The 22,695-nt window shown below is 72.6% G+C and carries 26 protein-coding genes; 19 read left to right on the plus strand and 7 right to left on the minus strand.

The window, feature by feature from the left end; genetic code table 11:
- Positions 1–2 precede the first annotated feature (2 nt).
- Both OIE40_RS03430 and OIE40_RS03435 read left to right on the plus strand, forming a co-directional pair.
- Positions 3–491: a PH domain-containing protein gene (locus tag OIE40_RS03430; RefSeq protein ID WP_264700090.1), complete on the plus strand. Its 489-nt coding sequence runs from the start codon at positions 3–5 to the stop codon at positions 489–491.
- Positions 488–922, plus strand: a complete 435-nt coding sequence (locus OIE40_RS03435; RefSeq protein WP_264700091.1) for a GtrA family protein — start codon at positions 488–490, stop codon at positions 920–922. The genes OIE40_RS03430 and OIE40_RS03435 overlap by 4 nt, the downstream gene beginning before the upstream one ends.
- Positions 923–939: 17 nt before the next feature.
- Here the strand turns inward: OIE40_RS03435 and OIE40_RS03440 are convergent, their stop codons facing one another.
- The gene (locus OIE40_RS03440) at positions 940–1,653 is read right to left on the minus strand and encodes a Type 1 glutamine amidotransferase-like domain-containing protein (RefSeq protein ID WP_264700093.1); all 714 of its coding nucleotides are present in this window, start codon (positions 1,651–1,653) and stop codon (positions 940–942) included.
- 24 nt (positions 1,654–1,677) lie between these two features.
- Between OIE40_RS03440 and OIE40_RS03445 the strand changes: the two genes are divergently transcribed.
- The 3 genes from OIE40_RS03445 (at position 1,678) to OIE40_RS03455 (ending at position 4,860) form a co-directional block, all read left to right on the plus strand.
- Entirely contained in the window at positions 1,678–2,820 is a 1,143-nt protein-coding gene (locus OIE40_RS03445; protein ID WP_413774450.1) for a 5-(carboxyamino)imidazole ribonucleotide synthase, read from the plus strand.
- Positions 2,817–3,320 carry a 5-(carboxyamino)imidazole ribonucleotide mutase gene (gene purE, locus OIE40_RS03450; RefSeq protein ID WP_264700095.1) on the plus strand — a complete coding sequence of 168 codons (504 nt, stop codon included), beginning with the start codon at positions 2,817–2,819 and terminating at the stop codon, positions 3,318–3,320. Before OIE40_RS03445 ends, purE begins: the two co-directional genes overlap by 4 nt.
- A 70-nt stretch (positions 3,321–3,390) precedes the next feature.
- The gene (locus tag OIE40_RS03455) at positions 3,391–4,860 is read left to right on the plus strand and encodes an LCP family protein (protein WP_264700097.1); all 1,470 of its coding nucleotides are present in this window, start codon (positions 3,391–3,393) and stop codon (positions 4,858–4,860) included.
- A gap of 27 nt (positions 4,861–4,887) precedes the next feature.
- Here OIE40_RS03455 and OIE40_RS03460 read toward each other — a convergent pair whose 3' ends face one another.
- Together OIE40_RS03460 and OIE40_RS03465 are read right to left on the minus strand one after the other, a co-directional pair.
- A complete protein-coding gene (locus tag OIE40_RS03460; RefSeq protein WP_264700098.1) occupies positions 4,888–5,754 on the minus strand; it encodes a class A beta-lactamase-related serine hydrolase in 867 nt (288 codons plus the stop codon).
- A 7-nt stretch (positions 5,755–5,761) separates the two neighbouring features.
- Positions 5,762–6,457 (minus strand): TIGR03089 family protein, encoded by a 696-nt coding sequence (locus OIE40_RS03465; protein ID WP_264700099.1) that lies wholly within the window; start codon positions 6,455–6,457, stop codon positions 5,762–5,764.
- 37 nt (positions 6,458–6,494) lie between these two features.
- Between OIE40_RS03465 and OIE40_RS03470 the strand changes: the two genes are divergently transcribed.
- The 5 genes from OIE40_RS03470 to OIE40_RS03490 all read left to right on the plus strand — a co-directional run bounded on the left by OIE40_RS03470 (position 6,495) and on the right by OIE40_RS03490 (position 12,949).
- Complete coding sequence (locus tag OIE40_RS03470; protein WP_264700100.1) at positions 6,495–7,574, plus strand: mannose-1-phosphate guanylyltransferase; 1,080 nt, start codon at positions 6,495–6,497, stop codon at positions 7,572–7,574.
- A 33-nt stretch (positions 7,575–7,607) separates the two neighbouring features.
- Entirely contained in the window at positions 7,608–8,303 is a 696-nt protein-coding gene (locus tag OIE40_RS03475) for a hypothetical protein (RefSeq protein WP_264700101.1), read from the plus strand.
- An 89-nt stretch (positions 8,304–8,392) separates the two neighbouring features.
- Entirely contained in the window at positions 8,393–8,656 is a 264-nt protein-coding gene (locus OIE40_RS03480; RefSeq protein WP_264700103.1) for a WhiB family transcriptional regulator, read from the plus strand.
- A 64-nt stretch (positions 8,657–8,720) separates the two neighbouring features.
- Positions 8,721–11,564: a hypothetical protein gene (locus OIE40_RS03485; protein WP_264700105.1), complete on the plus strand. Its 2,844-nt coding sequence runs from the start codon at positions 8,721–8,723 to the stop codon at positions 11,562–11,564.
- Positions 11,561–12,949: a DUF5719 family protein gene (locus OIE40_RS03490; protein WP_264700107.1), complete on the plus strand. Its 1,389-nt coding sequence runs from the start codon at positions 11,561–11,563 to the stop codon at positions 12,947–12,949. The genes OIE40_RS03485 and OIE40_RS03490 overlap by 4 nt, the downstream gene beginning before the upstream one ends.
- A gap of 16 nt (positions 12,950–12,965) precedes the next feature.
- On the opposite strand, the gene OIE40_RS03495 is transcribed toward OIE40_RS03490, so the two are convergent.
- Entirely contained in the window at positions 12,966–13,412 is a 447-nt protein-coding gene (locus tag OIE40_RS03495; RefSeq protein WP_264700109.1) for a metallopeptidase family protein, read from the minus strand.
- 104 nt (positions 13,413–13,516) lie between these two features.
- Between OIE40_RS03495 and OIE40_RS03500 the strand changes: the two genes are divergently transcribed.
- The 5 genes from OIE40_RS03500 to OIE40_RS03520 all read left to right on the plus strand — a co-directional run bounded on the left by OIE40_RS03500 (position 13,517) and on the right by OIE40_RS03520 (position 17,902).
- Positions 13,517–13,861 carry a DUF3499 domain-containing protein gene (locus OIE40_RS03500; RefSeq protein WP_264700111.1) on the plus strand — a complete coding sequence of 115 codons (345 nt, stop codon included), beginning with the start codon at positions 13,517–13,519 and terminating at the stop codon, positions 13,859–13,861.
- A gap of 20 nt (positions 13,862–13,881) precedes the next feature.
- Entirely contained in the window at positions 13,882–15,243 is a 1,362-nt protein-coding gene (locus OIE40_RS03505; protein WP_264700112.1) for a phosphohexomutase domain-containing protein, read from the plus strand.
- Positions 15,236–15,421, plus strand: a complete 186-nt coding sequence (locus OIE40_RS03510; RefSeq protein ID WP_264700114.1) for a Trm112 family protein — start codon at positions 15,236–15,238, stop codon at positions 15,419–15,421. Before OIE40_RS03505 ends, OIE40_RS03510 begins: the two co-directional genes overlap by 8 nt.
- 4 nt (positions 15,422–15,425) lie before the next feature.
- Entirely contained in the window at positions 15,426–16,442 is a 1,017-nt protein-coding gene (locus tag OIE40_RS03515) for an SIS domain-containing protein (protein ID WP_264700116.1), read from the plus strand.
- Between the two features lie 167 nt (positions 16,443–16,609).
- Positions 16,610–17,902, plus strand: coding sequence for an HNH endonuclease (locus OIE40_RS03520; RefSeq protein WP_264700118.1), 1,293 nt, complete (start codon positions 16,610–16,612; stop codon positions 17,900–17,902).
- A gap of 134 nt (positions 17,903–18,036) precedes the next feature.
- Here the strand turns inward: OIE40_RS03520 and OIE40_RS16995 are convergent, their stop codons facing one another.
- Positions 18,037–18,438, minus strand: coding sequence for a class I SAM-dependent methyltransferase (locus tag OIE40_RS16995; protein WP_413774451.1), 402 nt, complete (start codon positions 18,436–18,438; stop codon positions 18,037–18,039).
- On the opposite strand from OIE40_RS16995, the gene aroQ reads away from it, so the two are divergent.
- Positions 18,426–18,866: a type II 3-dehydroquinate dehydratase gene (gene aroQ / locus OIE40_RS03525; protein WP_264700119.1), complete on the plus strand. Its 441-nt coding sequence runs from the start codon at positions 18,426–18,428 to the stop codon at positions 18,864–18,866. The genes OIE40_RS16995 and aroQ overlap by 13 nt on opposite strands.
- Positions 18,867–18,922: 56 nt before the next feature.
- Here aroQ and OIE40_RS03530 read toward each other — a convergent pair whose 3' ends face one another.
- Positions 18,923–19,417: a SixA phosphatase family protein gene (locus tag OIE40_RS03530; RefSeq protein ID WP_264700121.1), complete on the minus strand. Its 495-nt coding sequence runs from the start codon at positions 19,415–19,417 to the stop codon at positions 18,923–18,925.
- A 2-nt stretch (positions 19,418–19,419) separates the two neighbouring features.
- The gene (locus OIE40_RS03535; protein ID WP_264700123.1) at positions 19,420–19,674 is read right to left on the minus strand and encodes a DUF3039 domain-containing protein; all 255 of its coding nucleotides are present in this window, start codon (positions 19,672–19,674) and stop codon (positions 19,420–19,422) included.
- A 59-nt stretch (positions 19,675–19,733) separates the two neighbouring features.
- On the opposite strand from OIE40_RS03535, the gene OIE40_RS03540 reads away from it, so the two are divergent.
- The 3 genes from OIE40_RS03540 to OIE40_RS03550 are packed head-to-tail and all read left to right on the plus strand — an operon-like array spanning position 19,734 to position 22,666.
- The gene (locus tag OIE40_RS03540; RefSeq protein ID WP_264700125.1) at positions 19,734–20,765 is read left to right on the plus strand and encodes a chorismate-binding protein; all 1,032 of its coding nucleotides are present in this window, start codon (positions 19,734–19,736) and stop codon (positions 20,763–20,765) included.
- 27 nt (positions 20,766–20,792) lie between these two features.
- Entirely contained in the window at positions 20,793–22,169 is a 1,377-nt protein-coding gene (locus OIE40_RS03545) for an MFS transporter (RefSeq protein ID WP_264700127.1), read from the plus strand.
- The gene (locus OIE40_RS03550) at positions 22,169–22,666 is read left to right on the plus strand and encodes a MarR family winged helix-turn-helix transcriptional regulator (RefSeq protein WP_319805198.1); all 498 of its coding nucleotides are present in this window, start codon (positions 22,169–22,171) and stop codon (positions 22,664–22,666) included. Before OIE40_RS03545 ends, OIE40_RS03550 begins: the two co-directional genes overlap by 1 nt.
- The last annotated feature ends 29 nt before the right edge of the window (positions 22,667–22,695 follow it).

The raw sequence follows: 22,695 nt of genomic DNA on the forward strand, positions 1-22,695 counted from the left end.
GCATGGGATTGCCGGCCAAACTGCTCGGAGACGGTGAGCACGAGTTGCTGCACCTGCGCTCGCACGGCAAGACCATGATCGGCCCGACGCTGTGGCTGCTGCTGATCTCGGGCCTGGGCGGTGCGCTCTTCGCCGTGCTGCCGGTGGACTGGCGGCCCTGGTCGGGCTGGACGGTCGCCCTGCTGGCCGGCTTGCTCGCCGTCCCGGCCTGGTTGCTCCCGGTGCTGCGCTGGCGGACCACCACCTACACCCTGACCACGCACCGGCTGATCACCCGGGCCGGCATCATCAACAAGGTCGGCCACGACGTCCCGGTGAACCGGATCACCAATGTCGCCTACCAGCGCAGCCTGTCCGACCGGATCTTCGGCTGCGGGTCCCTGGTGTTCACCACGTCGGCGGAGGCGCCGGTGGTGCTGCACGACGTCCCCAAGGTCGAACAGGTGGGCGTTGAGGTCTCGAACCTGCTGTTCGGGGCGCGGACGCGGTGACCGAGGCGCTCTCGCCGCGGCTGTCGCTGCGCACCCAACTGGTCAGGTTCGTGCTCACCGGCGGGTTGTCGGCGATCGTCGACTACGGGCTGCTGGTGGTGCTGATGGCCTTCGGCCTCGATCACACGCCGGCGAAGATCCTGTCGTTCATCGCCGGTACCACCACCGCCTACCTGATCAACCGGCGCTGGACCTTCAACTCCGACGGGTCGCGGCGCAAGTTCGCGGCCGTGATGGCCCTGTACGCACTGACCTTCGTCCTGCAGGTCGGCATCTTCACCCCGCTGTACCCATGGCTGGTGTCGGTGGGTCTCGGCGCGGAGTTCCTGCCGAACATGAACTGGGCGCAGCTGATCGGCTTCGTGGTCGCCCAGGGCATCGCCACGGCGGTCAACTTCGTGGTGCAGCGGACCGTGATCTTCAAGTCCTGACCCGCCGCCGGTGCGGCTCAGGCCAGCAGCGTCATCTGCTGCGGTTCCCGGATCACCGTCGGCCCCGGGACGTCGTTGGGCAACACCCGGTACACCGCATGGCCCTCGGCCTCGGCGATGAAGTGCGCCGGGACGCCGTCGACGTAGTGCACCCCGGCCCCGTCGTCGGCGGCATAGCCGCCCGGCAGGTCACCGGCGGCGATCGCCGCGGTGAACATCGGATCGCGTTCCGGCTCACCGTCCAGGTGCGGGCAGAAGCTGCCCCGGACCAGACCCATCCCGCCGAGCCAGGGCCGCAGGTCGCCGAAGCTGTCGGTCACGCAGCCGGTGTACCAGCAACACGCGCCGGCCGAGATGCCGGCCAGCACCAGGGCTCCGTCGCCGTAGCGCTGCCGGATCACGTCGGTCACCCCGTGCGCCTCCCACAGCGCCATCAGGTTGACCGTGCTGCCGCCACCGACGAACAACAGATCGGCCTCGGCGAGCCGGTCGATGGACGCCGCGGCGTCCTGCCACAGGGTCAGCACCGAGGTGCGGACGCCGAGCGACCCGTAGGCGGTGAGGAAGCGGTGGATGTAGCCGGCGTCGTCGCCGGCGGCCGTCGGGGCGAAGCAGACCTGAGGATGCGCCCGACCGGTCAGGCCGATCAGGTAACGGTCCAGCGCGGTCGGCTCGCCGAACTGAGACATCGAGAAGCCGCCGCCGCCCATGGCCACGATGTGCCGCGTCATGCCGCTCACACTAGTGTTCGGAATGTGACTGTGCGGACGATCGGCATCATCGGCGGCGGCCAACTGGCCCGGATGATGCACGCGGCCAGCATTCCGCTCGGCGTGCGGATCGCGCTGCTCGCCGAAGGGCCTGACGTCTCGGCCGCGCAGGTGGTCGCCGACGTGACCGTGGGCGACTACACCGACCCCGCCACCGTCTACGACTTCGCCCGGCGCTGCGACGTGGTCACCTTCGACCACGAGCACGTGCCGCAGCCCATCCTGCGCGGCCTGCTCGAGCGCGGCGTCGGCGTCCACCCCGGCCCGGACGCCCTGGTACACGCTCAGGACAAGGTGGTGATGCGCGAGCGGCTGTCCGCGCTCGGCGTGCCCTGCCCGGCCTTCGCCGTCGTCGCCGACCCGGCCGAACTGGTCGCGTTCGGTGAGCGGACGCTCTGGCCGGTGATCGCCAAGACGTCGCGCGGCGGCTACGACGGCAAGGGGGTCTGGAAGATCGACGGGCCCCACGCCGCTGCCGAGCCGTTCGCGGCGCTGAAGCCGGGGGTTGCCATCCTGGCCGAGGAGTTCATCGACTTCAGTCGCGAGCTGAGCGTGCTGGTGGCCAGGCGACCCTCGGGTGAGGAGCGGGTCTACCCGGTCTCCGAGACGGTGCAGACCGACGGCATCTGCACCCACACCTTCACCCCGGCGCCCGGGTTGTCGCGCGAGCAGTCCGCCGAGATCGAGGCACTGGCGCTGCGCATCGCGGCCGAGCTCGGCGTCACCGGCATCCTCGCCGTCGAACTGATGCAGCGGGCCGACGGGTCGGTGGTGGTCAACGAGTTGGCGATGCGACCGCACAACACCGGCCACTGGAGCATCGACGGCGCCGCCACTTCGCAGTTCGAGAACCACCTGCGCGCCGTGGCCGACCTGCCGCTCGGACCCACGACCCAGCGCGAGGCGCACGCGGCCATGGTGAACGTGCTCGGCGGTGCCCGCGACGACCTGCTCGAGGCGCAGGCCGAACTGCTGGCCGGTGAGCCCGGCGCGCGCGTCCAGCTCTACGGCAAGAGCGTCGTCCCGGGCCGCAAGGTCGGGCACGTCACCGTCGTCGGGCCGGACGCCGAATCGGCCGCCCGCAGCGCGCAGGCCGCCGCCGACCATCTGATGGGAGTGCAGTCATGACCGACGCCACGCAGCAGCCGCAGGTGGGCATCGTGATGGGGTCCGATTCGGACTGGCCGGTGATGCGGGCCGCCGCGGACGCCTGCGCCGAGTTCGGCGTCGGCTACGAGGCCGACGTGGTCAGCGCGCACCGGATGCCCGAGGACATGGTGGCCTGGGGCCGGGCCGCGCACACGCGTGGACTCCGGGTGGTCATCGCGGGCGCCGGCGGCGCCGCCCATCTGCCGGGCATGCTGGCCGCGCTCACCCCGCTGCCGGTGATCGGCGTCCCGGTGCCGCTGAAGTACCTCGACGGGATGGATTCGCTGCTGTCCATCGTGCAGATGCCGGCCGGCGTCCCGGTGGCCACCGTGGCGGTCGGCAACGCCCGCAACGCCGGCTTGCTCGCCGTCCGGATCCTGGCGGCGGCCGACCCCGACCTGCAGCAGCGGATGCTCGATTTCCAGGTCGAGCTGCGCGATGCAGCCCGGGCCAAGGGCGCCCGCGTCCGCGGCGACTGACCGGCGTCGTTGCGACCCGTCCCGGCGAGCCGGGTCGGGGGCCGTTGGCGACGGTAGCAATACTTGTTCGGTGACCGCCGTGACTTCCCCGCTTCTCGACGCCCAGGTTCGCAGCCAGGGCGTCGCTCTGCGCCGCGGCCTGACGCTGCTCGGCATGACCCTGGTCGTGCCCGGCTCGGCCCAGCTCGCCGGCGGCAACGAACGCATCGGCCGGTTCGCCTTCCGGATCTGGCTGACGCTGATCGCGCTGGCGGTGCTGTTCGGCGTCCTGCTGCTCACCTTCCGTTCGTTCGCGATCGGCCTGTACGCCAATCCGATCACGCTGCAGCTGTTGCGCTGGGCGAGCCTGGTCCTGGGCGCCGGCTGGGTGCTGCTGTTCATCAACGCGTGGCGGTTGGGCGACCCTGCCGCGCTGTCGGCGAGGGGCAGGGTGATCGTGCCGGCCGTCGCGTTCGTGCTCGCCCTGGCCGTCGGCTTCGGCTCGTGGAACCTGGCGGCCGCCTTCGACGCGCAGAGCCGGCTGTTCGGCAATGTCTTCGGGGGCGGTGGCGACGACACCAGCAACCAGGGCCGCTACAACGTCCTGCTGCTCGGCGGCGATGCCGGCGAGGGCCGCGAGGGGCTGCGGCCCGACACGATGATCGTGGCCAGCATCGACGCCCAGACCGGCCGGACGGTGCTGTTCAGCCTGCCGCGCAACCTGCAGTGGGCGCCGTTCCCGGATTCCTCGCCGTTGAAGAAGCTGTATCCCAACGGGTACTGGTGCAAGGACGAGTCCTGCCTGCTCAACGCCGTCTACACACTGGGGATGAACCACAAGGACCTGTACCCGAAGTCGAAGAACGCGGGGATCGAGGCCACCATGGAGGTCATCTCGAACATCCTCGGCCTCGAGCTCAACTACTACGCGCTGGTCGACCTGAAGGGGTTCAAGACGCTGGTGGACGCCGTCGGCGGCATCACCCTGGACGTCGCCCGCAAGGTGCCGATCGGTGGCGGCACCGACCTGACCACCGGCCGCAAGTACCCGATCACCGGTTGGATCGGGCCCGGCAAGGATCTGCACCTGGACGGCTACAAGGCGCTGTGGTTCGCCCGCTCGCGGGAGGGTTCCACCGACTACGAGCGGATGGCCAGGCAGAAGTGCGTGCTGAACGCGATGGTCAAGCAGCTCAACCCGGTGACGGTGCTGACCAAGTTCCAGGAGATTGCCAAGGCGGGTGAGGAGATCGTCGCCACCGACGTGCCGACCTCGCAGCTCGGCACGTTGCTCGACCTGGCCCAGCGGGGCAGGTCCCTGCCGCTGAGCAGCGTCAGCTTCGCGCCGCCGCTGATCCTGCCGGTCAAGCCCGACTTCGCGAAGATCCGCGAGGTGGTGGCGACCAAGATCGCCGCCTCCGAGGCCAAGGACGACAAGGGCGACCAGCCGAAGACCGCCAGCCCCGACGGGTCCGGCTCGGCGAGCGCCAGGCCGTCGAACCAGTCGACCACGAGCCAGACCCAGGCCGACGACCTCGATTCGGTCTGCACCGTCAGCTGACGCCGCGCCTGCCGGCCGGCCGACGGCTCAGCGCAGTTCGCCGGTGCCCAGGATGTCGAACACCCACTGCCCGATCGCGTTGCAGTAGGCGCGGCCCAGGTCGAAGGTGGTCGTCCGGGTCATGATCGTCAGCAGGTAGTCGCGGCCGTCGCCCGACACGTGCCCGATCGAGTTCACCGCCCACAGATTGTCCGTGGAGGCGAACTGCACCCAGCCGTTCTTCAGCTGCACCTGCACCGAGCCGCTGCGCGGGGCGCCGACGCCCCAGGCCTGGTCGTCCTCGACCTGACCCATCAGCCCCAGCAGGTACTGGCGTTCGCTGTCGGTGAGGGCGTCGGTGCCGCCCTGCACCAGCTGGCGGACGAACGAGCGCTGGTCGTTCGGGGTCGTCCACGTCCAGCTCCAGAAGTCCTTCTCCGCCGAGCTGTGGGTGTGCTTCAGCGTCAGGTCGCCGGCCAGCGCGTCGTAGGCCTCCCGGCCACCCGCCCACGCCCACAGGGCGTCGGCGGAGTCGTTGTCCGAGTTGCGGATCGCCTTCTCGGCCTGCGCCGCCCGCTCGGCGGGCAGCGGCTGCTCCAGGTTGTCGGCACGCGCCTTGCGCAGCGCCATCGACACGATCATCGGTTTGGCCATCGAGGCGCTCTGGCTGGCGAAGCCGCCGCGGAAGTTCCAGGTGGCACCGGTGCGCAGGTCCTCCACCGAGGCCCCCAGCAGCTCCTGACCCTCGGCGATCGCGGTGAGCGCCGCCTTGAGTTGCTGGCGGACGGTCCCGGTGGGCGAGGGCGACGGTGCCGGCACGCTGACGCCGCGGCTGCAGCCGGCCAGCAGGACGCCGCCCAGGCCCAGCAAGGCGGCGCGGCGCGAGAACTCGGGGGACAGCGGGGCGGAACTCACGCCGTCATCATTCCACGCAGCGCTCCGCGGCCCGGATCGCGACGAGCCGCGCGTCGTCGGCGTCCCCCTCGACGACCACCGCCGAGCCGCCGCCGAGCAGGGGGGCGAGGATCGCCGCGCGCAGCGTGCCCAGCGCATCGCTGGGACGGACCAGGACGCGATCGGCGACCGGCTCGACGGCGGCCACCTCGGCGTGCGAGAGCACGGCGGTGCCGTCGATCCAGGCGGGGGCGTTCGCGGCGGCGGGCAGGCTGCCCGCCCGATCGGGCTGTGCCAGGGCCTCGGTGGTGAAGTCGAGCACGCCCGTCGGCAGGTCGCGCAGTCCCATGCCGAGCGGGTGCAGCGAGCAGGCCAGGGTCGCTCCCGGCACCACCGGACGCGGATCGTCCGGCCCGATGACCGCCACGTCGGCGTCCGGGTCGTCGGCGAGTTCCACGACGCACTCGCGCTGCCAGGCCGCCAGCGGCCACAGCAGCGTCATCCAGTGCCCGGGCCGGCGGCTCGCCAGCGGCAGCGCGACGCGGCCCGAGTCGGCACCCAGGTCCTCGATCAGGTTCGCGGTCTTGGCCACCCAGTTGGCGAAGGTGGTCGCGCTCAGCTCGGTGCGGCCGCCGCCGGCCAGGTCGTAGTGGGTGAGCAGCGGGTCGGCTCCGGCGCTGCGCGCCCGGCGTTGCAGGGCGGCCACGGCCACGGGTATGTCCATGCCCTGCATGGTAGGAGCCGGACGATATCGTCATGCCATGCGCTTCGCGGTGATCATGGCCGGCGGCTCCGGAACTCGGCTGTGGCCGCTGTCCCGACAGGGCACCCCCAAGCAGCTCCTGCGGCTGATCGAGGGCAAGTCCCTGCTCAGGATCGCCTTCGAGCGGCTCGGCGACCTGGTGCCGCCCGAGCGCGTGCTGGTCTGCACCGGTGCCGCCTACGCCGACCAGGTGGCGGCCGAGCTGCCCGAGGTCCCGGCACGGAACATCCTCGGCGAGCCGGAGGGCCGGGACTCGTTGAACGCGGTGGCCTGGCCGGCCGCGGTGATCGCCGCCCGTGATCCGGACGCCGTGATCGCCCAGGTGACCGCAGACCAGCTGATCGAGCCGGTGGCGGTGTTCACCGACACCCTGGCCGAGGCGTTCGAGGTCGCAGAGACCGACGCGTCCGCGCTGGTCACGCTGGGGGTGGTCCCCACCAGTGCGCACACCGGCTACGGCTACCTGCACCGCGGTGAGGCGATCGAGGGTTACGGGCACACCCACCGGGTGCTGGAGTTCCGCGAGAAGCCCGACCTGGTGACGGCCAGCGAGTACCTGGCCTCGGGCGAGTACTGGTGGAACGCCGGCATGTTCGTGTGGCGGGCGAGCACCTTCCTGGAGCAGTTGAAGGCGCTGCACCCGGTCACCCACGCCGCCGTGCTCGACCTGGCCGCGCACCCGGGGCGGCTGGCCGAGATCTTCCCGACCCTGCACAAGACGTCGGTCGACTACGGGATCATGGAGCCGGTCTCAGCGGGTGCCGGCACCGCGCACGTGGTCGCGGTGGCGCTGCCGGTGCAGTGGCGCGACGTCGGTGGCTACGCCTCGCTGGCCGAGATCCTCACCCACGACGCCGCCGGCAACGCGCTGATCGGGGCGTCGGTCCGACTGGACTCCGCCGACAACGTCATCATCAACACCGCCGGGGACGACCACCTGATCGGGCTGCTGGGCTGCTCGGGGCTGGTCGTGGTGACCACCGCCGAGATCACCATGGTGGCTCCGGTCGACTCGGCCGAGCGGATCCGTGAGCTGGTGGCCCTGGTCCGCGCCGAGGCGGGCGACAAGCATGCCTGACCGCCGCGTCCCCTCCACCCCGAAAGGCCGGCCGTGCTCGACAATCTGAAACGCATCCGGCAGCCGGTCACCTGGGCGGTGCTGGCGATCATCAGCGCGTCGTTGGTGCTGGGTATCGTGCGGCTCGCGCTGCTGGTGTTCTGGGAGAAGACCCAGGTGTTCGCGGCCTTCCAGGAGATCGGCCAGTCGATCATGAACCTGTCGCTGGTGCTGGCCCTGGTCGGCCTGGTGTGCGCCTGCCTGTTCGTGCCGCCGGCGACCCGCCACGCCGTCCGGCTGGCGAAGTTGTCGGCCTGGGTGATCGCGATCGGCACGCTGCTGCAGCTGGTCTGCCTGCTGCTCGGCCTGGCCGCCTCGGCCAACGCCTTCGGCGTGATCATGGAGATCCTCGGCGGCCTGCTCGACGTGGCACTCAAGGCGGTCGCCGCCGGGGTGTTGTGGATCCTGGTGCGGGGCGTCAGCTCCGGCCGGTTCGAGATGGCGCCCGCGGTGCCCGAGGTCGAGCACGCGCCCGACAAGCCGCGCAACCAGCCGGTGTGGCGTCCCGAAAAGGCCACCGGGACGGCGTGGCGCAGCGCCCGCGAAGCGGCCAGTGGGGCGCGTCCGGACGTCGGCGCCGCGGACGAGCCGACGGCGTCCGAACCTGCCGCAAAGGCTCCGGAGATCGCCCCGTCACCCGCTCCGAAGAGCAAATGGCAGCCCCGGCGCCGCGAAGGCGGAGGAAATTAGCACCACTCCGGGTTGACTTAGTGGAACGACAAGCATGTAATTTCCTCCATGTAGTTCAACCGGGCTGCACCGGGTCGAGGAGGAAAGCCATGCATGAGCTGGTGGCTCTGGAGTTTGACGAAGGCGACGAGGGTGCGCTCGGTTGGCAGGAGCGCGCACTGTGCGCTCAGACCGACCCCGAGGCATTCTTCCCCGAGAAGGGTGGCTCCACCCGCGAGGCGAAGCGGGTCTGCCAGAGTTGCGACGTGCGTAGCGAATGCCTCGAGTACGCGCTGGGCAACGACGAACGCTTCGGCATCTGGGGCGGGCTGTCCGAACGCGAGCGCCGCAAGCTGAAGAAGCGCGCCGTCTGAGCGTGCTCGCATCGGTGCATCGCGGCGCCGGTGACCGAGCCGAGCGCGACTACCCTAGGGCAGCGTGACCGACCCCTGGGCCTGGCTGACCGCCGATGGTGAGCCGCGCGAGCTCGACCTGGCGGCCCACCCGGTGAGCGCCCTGGTGCTCACCGACGCAGCCGACAGGATGCGGCCGCTGCTGGCGGCCCAGACCGTGCAGCCCGACGAGGTCATCGTCGCCGACACCCTCGCCGAGGCCGCCGAGCGCGCCACCGGTCGCTGGCTGTGGCTGTTCCCCTGTGCCGTGCAACCCGCACCCGACGCCCTCGAAGAGCTGCTCGCCACGGCGTCCGATGCCCCCCGGAACGCCGTCGCCGGACCCCTGCTGGTGCTGCGGCGCCGGCGCGCCCGGGTCGACCTGGTGGAATCCTGCGGGCTGACCACCACCCCGGGCGGCCGGGTGGTGCCGGCCGTCGAGGCCGGTGAGCCCGACCAGGGCCAGCTGAGCACCGAGCTCGTCCTGGGCGTCGACCTGGCGGGGGCCTTGGTGAGCCGCGACGCGTGGCAGCAGGCGCCGGGAGTACTCACCGGGGTTCCGGACGCGCTGGCCGGCGTCGAACTCGGCCGGCGGATCAACTCTCTGGGCATGCGGGTGATCGCCGAGCCGGCGGCGAGGGTGGTGCGGACCTCGTCCGAGCCGGTGGACGCCGTCGAGCTGCGGGCCTGGGAGCTGCGGATCGCCGCCGCGGCCGGCGGCGTGTGGACGAGGCTGCGGCTGCTGGTCGGCAGCGTGCTGGCCGCCCTGGGCTTCCTGCTCGGCAAGGACGCCGCCGGCGCCGCCGCCGAACTGCGCGGCGTGCGGCGCTGGCTGGCCGACCCCGACGCCCGCGCCCGGCTGGCCGGACGCCGTGTCGACAGAGCGGCACTGGCCGGGCTGACCCCGACCCGTCGGCAGTTGCTGGCGGCCGCCCTGGACCGCGCCGCGGCCCGCGCCGCCGAGGCCTGGACGCAGTTGGCCGACAACGAGGACCGGACGTCGCTGGACGAGCTGACCGGCGACGACTTCTCCGCCCGGGGCCCGTTGCAGCGGTTGTCGCCGCTGTCGGTCGGGGCCTGGGTGCTGGGGTTGACGGCGGTGGTCGCCGGCCGCCGCCTGGTCGGCGAGGGCCGGCTGGTCGGTGACGGCCTGCTGGTCTCGCAGCAGAGCTGGACCGAACTGGTGCAGGCCTGGCTCGATCCCGTCGCCGGCGCCGCGAGCCTGGCCGGGCCGCCGTGGCTGGGCGGCACCGCCCTCGCCTCCCTGGTGACGTTCGGACAGGTGGAATGGCTGGTCACGGCGGGGGTCTTCGTCGCCGTCCCGCTCGCCTGGCTGCTGGCACTGCGGGCGCTGCGGGCCCAGCAGGTCGAGGGCCCGGCGGCCCTGCTGGCAGCCCTGGGCTACGCGTTGTCGCCGGTGCTGGTGGGTGCGCTGGGCGGCGGCTGGCTCGGCGTGCTGGCCTGGGCGGTGTTACTGCCGCTGCTGGCCCACGCGCTGATCGCCTGGGTCCAGGACCACAGCTGGCGCAGTGCCGGGGCGATCGCGTTGTGGCTGGCTCTCGCGGTCACCGCGCTGCCGCCGGCCTGGCCGCTGGTGCTGCTGGTGATGTTGACGGCCCGCGGGGTGCGCAGCCTGCGGGGGGCGCTGCAGTGGCTGCTGGTGGCGGCGTCCGGCCTGGTCGGGCTGGGTCCGGCCGGGTTCGCCTGGTGGCAGTTCCCCGGACGCTTCCTGACCTCGCCCTCGCCGGCGCTGGCCGGCACGGGCGTCCCGGACCCGTGGCTGCTGGCGCTGGCGCACCCGACCGGGACCGCCACCGCGGCGCCGTTGTGGGTGTGCGCGGCGGTGACCGGCACCGCCTGGCTGCTGGCGCTGCTCGGCCTGTGGCGCCGGCCGCGGCGGGCCTGGCCGGGGTTCGCCGTCGCCGCGGCGGGGCTGCTGGCGGCGGTGCTGCTGTCACGGTTGGTGGTGTGGGTGCCCCCGGGTGTGCAGGCCCGGCCACAGGCGCTGCCCTGGCTGGTGCTGATGCTCGGCGGGCTGGCACTGGCCGCGGCGAACGGGCTGACCGGGCTGGCGGCCCAACTGCGGCACCACACGCTCGGCGCCTGGCACGCGGCGGTGCTCGCGATGACGGTGCTGGCGGTGGCGGCTGTCGGGACGGGCGCGGTGTGGTGGGGCTGGCAGGGCGCCGAGGGCCTGCAGCGCACCCGATCGGATGCGCTGCCGCCGTTCGTCCGGGTGGCGATGACAGCGGACGCCCCGGTGCGCACCCTGGCCATCGAACGCGGGCCGGACCGGATCACCTGGTCGCTGCTCGAGGGCGACCTGCCGCGGCTCGGTGAGGACGAGCGCGGGCTGCCCGGAACCGTCGAACCGCAGAGCGGGGTGGCGGCGTCGGTGGTGAACCGGTTGCTGTCCGGCAGCGGCGACAACGAGTTGACCGCCGATCTGGTGCGGCTCGGGGTCGGCTACGTGTGGCTGGGCGGCAGCGACGCCGAGCTGCGCACGGCGATCGGCAACGTGCCCGGGCTGGGCATCGGCACCGGCGACGATGCCGGTGCCACCTGGTCGGTGCCGGGCGGGGCACGCGCGGTCGTCGAGAGCGCCCGCGTGGAGGCCACCGGTGACGGGCTCACGATCGGGCCGGGCGGCGACTACCGCAGGCTGGTGCTGGCCGAGGTGGCCGACCCGCGGTGGTGGGCCACCGTCGACGGCCGCCCGCTCACCCCGGTGACGCTCGCCGATGGACGCCAGGGCTTCGAACTCGGCACCGCCAGGGGCGTGCTGCACTACGGGCTCGCCGGCGACGGGCCGGCCTGGCCGCTGGCGCAGCTGGGCGGGCTGGTGGTGCTGGCGGTGCTGGCCGCTCCCCGGACCGGGAGGCGGCGATGAGGCGGCTGATAATGCCCGCGGCCGTGGCGGTCGCGTTGGTCCTCGCCCTGGTGGGTGCCGCTGCGGTGCCGGTCCAGCAGTTCGCCGCCGTCGCGGTTCCCGACGACGACCGCGCGCGGGAGGCGGTGGCCTGCCCGGTGGTGCCCGGCTCGGACAGCGCCACGACCGTTGCGGCGGGTTCCCCCCAGGCCGAACTGGCCAGTGCCGCGTTGGCGACGCCCGAGCGGACGTCGCCGATCAGCGGATCGTTGGCGGTGCTGCCGGCCACCGGCGACCCGCTGATCGTGTCCGCGCCACGGCAGGACGAGCTCTCGGCCACCAGCCGTGTCGCGGTCGGCACCGGTGAGGACCGCGGCCTGTCGATGGTCTCCTGCGGGCGGCCGCTGACCAGCGCCTGGTTCGCCGGCGTCCGCTCGGGGCCGGGCGCCGTCGCGGAGGTCGAGCTGATCAACAGCGACGCCCAGGACGCCAGCGTCGACCTCACCGTCTACGGGCCCGAGGGCCGGGTGACCGCACCCGGGTCACGCGGCGTGATCGTCGACGCGCACTCCCGGCGAGTGCTGCCGCTGGGCCCGGTGTTCAGCCTGGAGCAACCGGTGTCGATCCGGCTCGCCACGTCGTCCGGCCGGGTGTCGGCGGTGGTCAGGCAGCGAATCCGGGACGACGCGGTGCCGTCCGGCGCCGACTGGCTGCCGGCCGCGGCCGAGCCCTCGACGTCCGTCGTGGTGCCGGGAGTGCCGGCCGGGGGTGGCGGCCGCGAGTTGGTGGTCGTCAACCCGGGGGACCGCACGGCCACCGTGACCCTGCAGGTGCTGGGTGCCGACGGCCCGACCGCGGTCCCCGGCGTCGAGACGATCGACCTGCCGCCGCAGACCAGCCGCAGCGTGCCGCTCGACGGGGCCTTGGCCGGCTCGCCGGTCGGGCTGCTGCTGACCTCTGAACAGCCGGTGGCGGCCGCGGTGCTGAGCGGCAACGGCGGAGCGGCGGGCGAGCGTGAGTTCTCCGCCCAGGTCGCCACGACGCCGCTGGCCGGCCCGGGCGTGCTCGCGCTCAGCGCGGGCCGGGCGGTCACCCCGGCGTTGATGCTGAGCAACGCGGGGCAGCAGCCCGCCCGCGCGAGGATCACGGTCACCGCCCTCGACGGCACGGTGCTGCGGCAACGCAGCGTGGAGATGGCCGCGCTCGCCCAGGCGCGGGTGCCGCTGCCCCGGCTGACGAACGCCCTGGTTCGGGTCGAACCGGAGACCCCGGGGGTGCTGTACGCCTCGGTCGCCGTGCGGGCCCGGCTCAACGACCTGGTGGGCACCGCGTCACTGGCGATGGTCTCGGGTGCGGCCGCGGCGGACCTTCCCGAGATCCGGCACGACCCGAGGATCGGCGGCTGAGCGCCTGCGGGCGCCGTCAGTCCCAGTCGTCGTCGGTGGCCCAACCCTCCGGGTCCAGCTCCTCGAGCGAAATCTCGGTCAGCGCGTGCAACTGTTCGACCAGCGTCCGGAAGACCAGGATGCGCAGCCCCTTGCGGGTCCGCGCCCGGTGCTCCAACGGACGCCGGTACAACACCACCTGGCCGTTGCGGTCGGGTTCCCGGCCGACGGCCGCCGCGAGCGGCACCCGGTCTCGGCTCCAGCCGCTGACCGCACCCGGGACGTCCTCGACCCCGACGTCGATCCCGATCAGGGCCTGCGGGCAGTTGGCCGACACCCGGCCGACGGCCTGGCTGACGCAGGCCGTGAAATACTCGGCCCGCTGGGGCCGGCTGCGCAGGGGGACGGGCGCCCCGGTGAGCGGGTTGGGCAGCGCCAACGGCCCGCGCAGGCCGCGGCCGTGACGTTCCCGGCGGTGTGACATGGGGCAAGGCTAGCCAGTGCGGCGCGGACCAACCCTCCACCCGACGTGCAGGGTGGCGCGTCGGTTGCGCGACGTCAGGGGGGTCAGCCGGTAGTGTCACGCGGGTGAGGTCACGGTCGTGTTCCCGGACGGGGTGCTCAGCGCCAGCCGTCGTCACTTTGACCTTCGCCTACGCCGATTCCACCGCCGTGTTGGGGCCGCTGGCGCTGCGCGCCGAGCCCGGCAGCTACGACCTGTGCGCGGTGCACGGTGAGAACCTGTCGGCGCCGCGCGGCTGGGAGGTGATCCGGCTGCCCGATGCGGGTGTCGACCAGGGTCCCTCCACCGACGACCTGCTCGCCCTGGCCCACGCCGTCCGGGTGGCTGGGCTGGGCCCCGATGTGGGTGCGGCGCCCGAGCCGGCGGTCAGCCGGCGCAAGGGGCACCTGGCGGTCATCGCCGACCTCTGAACGCCGGTAGGCTGCCGGGCATGATCACCCCGTCCATCTTCAAGGCCAACGACATCCGCGGAGTCGTTGTGGGCGACGATCCCGAATGGGACGCCGCGGGCGCGCGGGCCGTGGGGGCGGCATTCGTCGAGGTGTTCGGCCTGGCGGGGCGAGGTTTCGTGCTGGGCCGCGACATGCGCACCACCGGTCCTGAACTGGCCGCCGCGTTCAGCGAGGGGGCGATGGGGCAGGGCGCCGACGTGATCGACATCGGGCTGGCCAGCACCGACCAGCTGTGGTTCGCGTCCGGGACCTTCGACGTGCCCGGGGTGCAGCTGACCGCGTCGCACAACCCGGCCGCCTACAACGGCGTCAAGTTCTGCCAGGCCAAGGCGGCCCCGATCGAGCCCGAGTCTCTGGTGGCCATCGCCGAGCTGGCGCAGGGCGCCCCCCCGGCGCCGGCCGTGGTCGCGGGTTCCCGGCGCGAGGTCGACGTGCTCGCCGACTACGCGGCACACCTGCACCACCTGGTGCCGTTGGACGGGATGCGCCGGTTGAAGGTCGTCTACGACGCCGGCAACGGCATGGCGGGGCACACGGCCCCGGCCGTTCTCGGCCCGCTCGACATCGACCTGATCGGGCTGTTCACCGAGCTCGACGGATCCTTCCCGAACCATCCGCCGAACCCGCTCGAACCGCAGAACCTGCTCGACGCCCAGGCCGCGGTGCGCGAGCACGGCGCGGACCTGGCGCTGGTCTTCGACGGCGACGCCGACCGGTGCTTCATCGTCGACGAGCGCGGCGAGGTGGTCAGCCCGTCGCTGATCACCGCGCTGATCGCGCGCCAGGAGTTGGAGCGCGACCCGGGCGGCACGATCGTGATCAACACCATCACCTCCCGCGCCGTCGACAAGGTAGTGGCCGACGCCGGAGGCACGATGGTGGTGTCCAAGGTGGGGCACACCTCGGTGAAGGCCAAGATGGCGCAGTTCGATGCCGTGTTCGGCGGGGAGCATTCGGCGCACTACTACTTCCGCGACTTCTGGGGCGCCGACACCGGCATGCTCGCCGGGCTGCACATGCTGGCGATGGTGGGCCGCAGTGACGGCACCATGTCCGACCTGGTCGCCGGCTTGCCGTCGTTCGCGGCGTCCGGTGAGATCAACTCGGCCGTCGAGGACGTGCCGGCCGTACTGGACGCCGTGGCGGCCGCGTTCGCGGGCCGCGGCGAGGCCGACCGTGAGGACGGTCTGACCATCGTCGGGAACGGCTGGTGGGTGAACGTCCGGCCGTCCAACACCGAGCCGCTGCTGCGGCTGAACGTCGAGGCGCGGGACGCCGACACCATGGCGGCGCTGCGCGACGAGGCACTGTCGATCATCCGAGGAGGAGCCGATGCCTGACCTGACCCACGAGGTGCTCGAACTGCTGGTCTGCCCGGCCTGTCACAGCACCTTCAGCTGGGACTACGAGGCGTCCGAACTGATCTGCACCGGGGCCGACTGCGGCCTGGCCTACCCGCTGCGCGGAGGGATTCCCATCCTGCTGATCGACGAGGCCCGCCGGCCGGCCCGCGGCTGAGACCATGTTCGACTTCGACGATTCGCGACTGGACGACCCCGACGTCCTGGCCGCGGCCTCTCCGCTGCTGATGACCCTGGCCTCGTGCGGGGCGCGGGTGCGTCGCGAGGCCGCACTGGCCGAGGCGCCGCTGAACGGGCTGGACGACGCGGACCGCCCCCGCGCGGTGATCGCGTACGGACCTGAGGCGCGGTTGCTGCGCGCCGTACTCGAACCGGTCTGCCCGGTGCCGTTCGTCGCCTGGCCCGCCCTGGGGCTGCCCGGCTGGGTCGGCCCGTTGGACGTGGTGCTGCTGATCGGCAGCCGCGGGCCGCAGAGCCTGGCGGTGGCCGCCGAGGCGGTACGCCGGGGCTGCCGGGTCCTGGTGGCCTGCCCGCCGGATTCGCCGCTGGCGCAGCGGGCGGCCTCGCGGGCGACGACGTTGCTGCCGGTGAGCACCGACGACCCGCTGGCCGCGGCGGTGGTGTGCCTGGTGGCGCTGCACCGGCTCGGGCTGGCTCCCTACACCGCGCCCGAGGTGATCGCCGGGGCGATGGACGCCGTCGCCGAGCGTTGCGCGCCGCGCACCGACGTCTCGGTCAACCCGGCCAAGGCGATGGCGCTCGACCTCGCCGATGCGGCCCCGCTGGTCTGGGGCGGGTCGGTACTGGCGGCCCGCGCGAGCCGCCGGATCGTGGAGGCGCTGCGGCTGGCGTCCGGCCGGATCGGGTTGTCCGCCGACGCCACCGACCTGGTCTCCCTGCTGCAGCAGGTGCGTCCGCGCGACCCGTTCGCCGACCCCTTCGAGCAGGCCGGCGACGAGCGGCGTCCGGGCCTGGTGCTGGTCGACGACGGCCTCGACGACGAGTCGGCGGCGGAGTCGCGGCTGCGGCTGGAGCGCACGGCGGAGGCGGTCGAGATCCGGGTGACCCGGCTCGAACACACGACCGACTCGGTGATGGAGCGCTACGTCACGCTGCTGCTCAGCGGCCTGTTCGGGGCGGCCTACCTGCAGATCGGGCTGGGTCGCACGGCGTCCTGAGGCAGGGAGCGTCACCCGGCACCCACCGCGTCACCAGGGCACCCACTTCGTCATCCCGGCGAACGCCGGGATCTCATCACTGCACGGGGCACACCCCGGCAACCCCGGGCCCGCCGGCCGAGGGGCACCCGACGAAAACTGTCAGACCCGGGTCCTAGCGTTGGGTCATGGAGCAGCCGGGGGCGGGCGCGGTGGCCGGGTCGGTCACGCCGCTGCCGGCGTCCGCGGCCGCGATCGTGAAGCGGATCACCGCGCTCGAACGGGTGAAGAACGCCGCGGCCGCCGAGCAGGCCCGGCTGGCGGTCGAGCTGCGACGTCTCCGCGAAGCGGAGGCTCGGGCCACTCGGCATCGTCTGCGCAGAGTGCCCTCGTCGGTGGCGGCCGAGATCGGCCTGGCCAGGCGGGAGTCGCCGCACCGCGGCGCCCAGCTGCTCGGCCTGGCGTGGGTGCTGCACGCCGAGTTGCCCTGCACGCTGCGGCTGTTCGAGGCCGGCGAGATCTCCGAGTACACCGCCAGCCTGGTGGCTCGCGAGACGGCCTGTCTTTCCCAGGCTGATCGCGCCGTGGTCGACGCCGCGCTGGCGGGCCGGCTGGCGCACCTGTCGAACTCTCAGCTGACCGCCGAGGCACGTCGCATCGGCTACGAGCTCGATCCGGCCGGCGTGGTCGAACGCACGGCCCGGGCCGAGCGCGACCGGCGGGTCACCCTGCGGCCGGCGCCCGACTGCATGGCGCAGCTCACCGCCTTGCTACCGGTCGTTCAGGGGGTCGCGGTCTTCGCCGCCCTGACCCGAGCCGCGGCGACCGAACGGGCGAGCGGCGGCAGCCGCACGAAGGGGCAGGTGATGGCCGACACGCTGGTGGAGCGCCTCACCGGGCAGACCAGTGCCGAGGCGGTCCCGGTCGAGGTGCAGCTGGTGATCACCGATCAGGCCTTGTTCGGGCTCAGCGACACCGCCGCCCGGGTGCCCGGGCACGGCCCCGTTCCGGCGGCGATCGGACGCCGTCTCGCCGCCTCGGCGTCCAACGCCGGTCAGGGCTGGCTGCGCAGGCTGTACGCCCGGCCCGGGACCGGTGAACTGGTCGCGATGGAATCCAGGGCCCGGCGCTTCCCCAAGGGCATGCGGCAGTTCCTCGCCGTCCGCGACGCCGTGTGCCGGACGCCGTGGTGCGGGGCGCCGATCCGTCACGCCGACCACGTGCGGCCGGTCCGCGACGGCGGCACCACGTCGATCGCCAACGGTCAGGGTCTGTGTGAGCGCTGCAACCAGGTGAAGGAGTCACCCGGCTGGTACGCGCGTCGCGGTCCCGATCAGGTGATCGGTCTCCGTACCCCGACCGGGCACCGGTTCGTCTCCAGGCCACCGCCGCTGCCGTACGAAGCCGGCAGCGGCGACGACAGCATCCTCGAGCGACGCGTACGACTGGCTCCGGTCGACCTGTCGTGGCGGGGCGCCTGAGAGGCCGGGGTGGGGGAGTGGAGGAGCCCGGCTTCGCCGCTACACCGACGCGGGCAGTCGTGCGCGAAAAGACCATGAGTGGTTGCTCCGGGCCGCCGGTGAACGGGTCTGGCCGCAAGTTCCGGAAGGTCTCGTCAAGGGCGAGTCCCGCTCGCCGCAGGTCGGTCCCGATCTGCTGGTGGCTTCGGAACTGGAGTGGCTGCTCGCCCGCGACGACGTCGCGCGTGCTCGAGTAGCAGTTCGGCCGTGCCCAGCCGCCAAATGACGGCGTCGCCTCCGGGCCGGCTCGAAGCCCGTTGGAGCATCGCAGGGTCAGGGTCGATGCCCGTCACGACGCGTCCCGGACCGGTCAGGGTCACAGTGAGCAGACCCGTCCCGCAGCCCAGGTCGACGATGCGCCGGGCGTCGGTTTCGGCGGCGACGCGGCGGAAGAAGTCGTGGTCCGGGCCGTCGGGGTATCGGCCGCCCCGCCCGGCGTCCTGACCGGGTGACGCCGGGTCGGCCCGGGCGGCACAATGGCGACGTGACCCAGCCACAGCGCGTCCTCGTCCTCAACGGGCCCAACCTCGGCCGGCTCGGCAAGCGTGAGCCCGAGGTGTACGGGTCGGTCACCCACGACCAGCTCCGCGAGCACCTGATCGGCACCGGCGAGGGGCTCGGCCTGGCCGTCGAGGTGCGGCAGAGTGACCACGAGGGAGAAATGATCGGCTGGCTGCACGAGGCCGCCGATAACGACGTTCCAGTGGTGCTCAACCCCGCCGCCTGGACCCACTACTCGATAGCCGTGGCCGACGCCGTCGCCCAGGTCCCGATCGTGATCGAGGTGCACATCTCGAACGTGCACGCCCGTGAGGATTTCCGCCGGCACTCGGTGGTGTCGCCCTACGCCCTGGGTGTCATCGCCGGACTGGGCCTCGGCGGCTACGACCTAGCCCTGGCGCACCTGGCCGCCATCCGCGACTGAATCCAGTCGCTGCGGTCCCGGCTGAGCGTTCCTTCCGGCTCGACCAACCGGCAGCGTCAGCCGCGCGGCACCTCGAAGCGCACCATTGTCGCCCCGCCGGCCACCAGGTCGGCCCACGGGCCGTCCACCTCCAGCACCGACAGCGCCGCTGTCGGGTAACCGGCCGACGCCTCGTCCGCCAGTTCGGACGGCTCGGCGAGCAACCCGACCAGTTCGCTCATCGTGGGCTCGTGGCCCAGGACCATCACGGTTCCGACGCCCTCGTCCACCTCGCGCAGCAGGTCGAGCACGCTGTCGGCCCAGGCGCCGTAGAGCGCGTCGGTGAACTCCACCTCGACCGCGGCCGCCCCGCCCGCCTCGGCGCGCTGCCAGGTCTCGCGAGTGCGGGTCGCCGTCGACGACAGCAGCAGGTCGATGCGGTAGCCGGCCAGGATGCCGCCGGCCGCCTCGGCGTCGGCGACGCCGCGCTTGTTGAGCGGACGCCGATGGTCGGGGTCGCTGGTGCCCCACGACGACTTGGCGTGCCGCATCACGATCAGGGTGTGTGCCACGGTCAGGACTCGTCGTCGCCGGAACGCATCGACTCCCAGATCTCTTTGCATTCGGGGCAGACCGGGAACCGGTCGGGGTTGCGGCTCGGCACCCACACCTTGCCGCACAACGCCACCACCGGCGTCCCCATCACCATCGCCTCGGTGAGCTTGTTCTTCGGCACGTAGTGACTGAACCGCTCGTGGTCGCCCTCGTCGACACGCAGGTCGGTGCGCTCGTCGGTGATCGTCTGTGCGCCGGGTGCCAGTTCGGTCATGGCCGTACTCTAGTCGCGCCTGCTTGGGTCGCCAGAGCCCGGCGTGATGGGATGTCGCGATGGATGCGCTCGCGGTGGTCGGTGGACGCCTGGCGACCGGCCTGCGCGACGTCACCAGCGACCTGGCGGCGCTCGACTCGACCGGATTCTGGGCGGTGGTGCTGCCCTTCGAGGGGACGCCGACGTGCGCCCGGTTCGACCGCGTCCGCCCCGCCCAGCGCTGGCCCGGACCGCCGTGGCGCGGACCGGACCGGAGCGAATGGCACAGCTCGCTGGACGCCGGCGGCTTCGAGCGCGGCGTGCGCCGCATCCGACGGGTGATCGCCGAGGGCGGCGTCTACCAGGTCAACCTGACCCGGCGGCTGACCGCCCCGCTCCCGCCGGACGCCAAGCTGCCCGCCCTCGGCGCGGCGCTGGCCCGCAGAAACCCGGCCCCGTTCAGCGCCGTCGTGCACCTGCCCGGGCACGGCGTCGACATCGCCTCGGCCTCGCCCGAGCTGTTCCTCGCCCGGGACGGCGACCGCGTCCGGTCCGCCCCGATCAAGGGCACCGCCGCGACCGCGGACGGCTTCCTGGCCAAGGACACCGCCGAGAACGTGATGATCGTCGACCTGGTCCGCAACGACCTGGGCCGCGTCTGCGTGCCCGGCACGGTGGGCGTGCCGTCGCTGCTCGCCGTCGAGGCGCATCCGGGCCTGCATCATCTGGTCTCGACGGTGACCGGACGCCTCCGGCCGGGCATGGGCTGGCCCGAACTGGTCGCCGCGACCTTCCCGCCCGGCTCGGTCACCGGCGCTCCCAAGCTCGCCGCGCTCGAGCTGATCGCCGCACTCGAGCCGGTGCCCCGCGGCGTCTACTGCGGCGCCGTCGGCTGGGTGGACGCCGACCGCCGTGCCGGCGAGCTGAACGTGGCCATCCGCACCTTCTGGGCCGACGGCGGGGCGCTGCACCTGGGTACCGGCGGCGGCATCACTTTCGACTCCGACCCGGCGGGGGAGTGGGCCGAGACAGAACTCAAGGCCGACAACCTGCTCGCCGTGGTCTCGGCGGGTCCGGCGCGTACTGGCGGTCCGCTTCACAGCGCCCCGTAGACTCCGAGCCGTGCGGAAGAGGTGCCGATGAGCGGCAAGGCCGGCCGGCAATGGCTGACGATCGGCCTGATGATGTGCGTGATGGCGATCTCGTTCGAGTCCTACGCCGTCCTCACCGCCATGCCCGCCGCCGCCCGTGACCTCGGCAACGTGGGGCTCTACGCCTGGACCTTCACCGCCTTCGTCATCGCGATGACGTTCAGCATCGTCGCGTCCGGGCAGTTCAGCGACCGGTACGGGCCGATCCAACCGATGATGTGGGGCTTCGGCATCTTCGCCGCGGGCCTGGTGCTCGCGGCCCTGGCCCCCACCATGTGGGTGCTGCTGCTGGCCCGGTTCACCCAGGGCCTCGGCGCCGGCACGATGAACGTGGCGGTGATGGTGCTGATAGCCCGGGCCTACGACGAGGCGTCCAGGGCCAAGCTGATGATGTGGTTCTCGGCCTGCTGGATGGTGCCCGCGTTCGTCGGGCCGCCGCTGGCCGGCTGGATCGTGCAGGTCAGTTCGTGGCATTTCGTGTTCTGGTCGGTGCTGCCGGTGATGGCGATCGGCGGAGCCCTGGTGCTGCGGCCGCTGCGCAACATCGAGCTGGCGCCCGAGGAGCCGCACGAACTCAAGAAGCGGCTGATGCTGCTGGCGGCGGCCGTCGCCGCGGGGCTGGCGCTGATCCAGTGGGCGGGCCAGCGGCTCGACCTGTGGTCGGCGCTGTGGGCCGCCGCCGGACTTGCGGCCATCGTGTTCGGCCTGCCGCCGCTGATGCCCAAGTCGATCGACTGGTCCGGACGCGGAATCGCGGGCGTGGTCGGCGCCCGGCTGTTCAGCGCCGGCGCCTTCTTCGGCGCCCAGTCCTTCCTCACCCTGATGCTGATCGATGAGCGCGGCCTCGACGCGGTGTTCACCGGTATCACCCTCACCATCGGTTCGATCGGCTGGATGACCGGCGCGCTGCTGCAGTCGCAGTCGTGGCTGTCGTGGCGCCGCGACCAGATGATCATCGTCGGTGTGGCCGGCATCGCGGCGGGCATCGCCCTGCTGGCGGTGACCGCCTACCTGCCGGAGAGCTGGATCGGCCTGGTGATGATCGCCTGGATCATCGCCGGCTTCGGCATGGGCCTGCAGAACCCGAGCACCTCGCTGGCCGTGATGCAGCTCTCCGATGACGACGAGCTGGGCCGCAACACCTCGTCGCTGCAGGTCGGCGAGTCGTTGGGCAGCAGCCTGTTCACCGGCCTGGCCGGTGCCTGGTTCGCCCGCTTCCACGACACCGCCTCGGCGCCGTTCACCTTCGGTGGTGTGATGGTGATGATGGTGCTGGTCGGCCTGGTCGCGGTGCTGCTCGCCTTCCGGATCGGTCCAGTGGCCAACCGTTCCTCGGACGATCCCGCGGTCCAGACGCCGGGTTGATGGACGAGGTCGACCGGATCATCGCCGCCTGGGAGGTCGAGACCCCCGGGCTGGACACCGAGCCACTGGCGGTGCTGTCGAGGGTGAGCCGACTGGCCCGGCATCTCGACCTGGCCCGGAAGCGCTGCTTCGCCGCCCACGGCCTGGAGATCTGGGAGTTCGACGTGCTGGCCTCGCTGCGCCGCGAAGGGGCGCCCTACGAGTTGTCCCCGGGCGAGCTGATCCATCAGACTCTGTCCACCAGTGCCACCATGACCAACCGGATCGATCGGCTCGCCGGCCGGGGGCTGGTCGAACGCCAGGTCAACCCCGATGACCGGCGGAGCGTGCGGGTGAGGCTGACCCCGTCCGGTTCTGCCCTGGTCGGCGCCGCTCTGGTCGATCTGATCGACTACGAACGCGGCGTGCTGGAGCCGCTGAACCCGTTCACCCGCCGACAATTGACCGGCTCGCTGCGCACGTTGCTGGCCAGCTTCGAGGCGTCCGGCGACGACTAGCGATGTGACGGCCCGGACGCGGCGGGGCG

This window comes from Micropruina sonneratiae, from assembly GCF_025972045.1.
Taxonomy (GTDB): Bacteria; Actinomycetota; Actinomycetes; order Propionibacteriales; family Propionibacteriaceae; genus Micropruina; species Micropruina sonneratiae.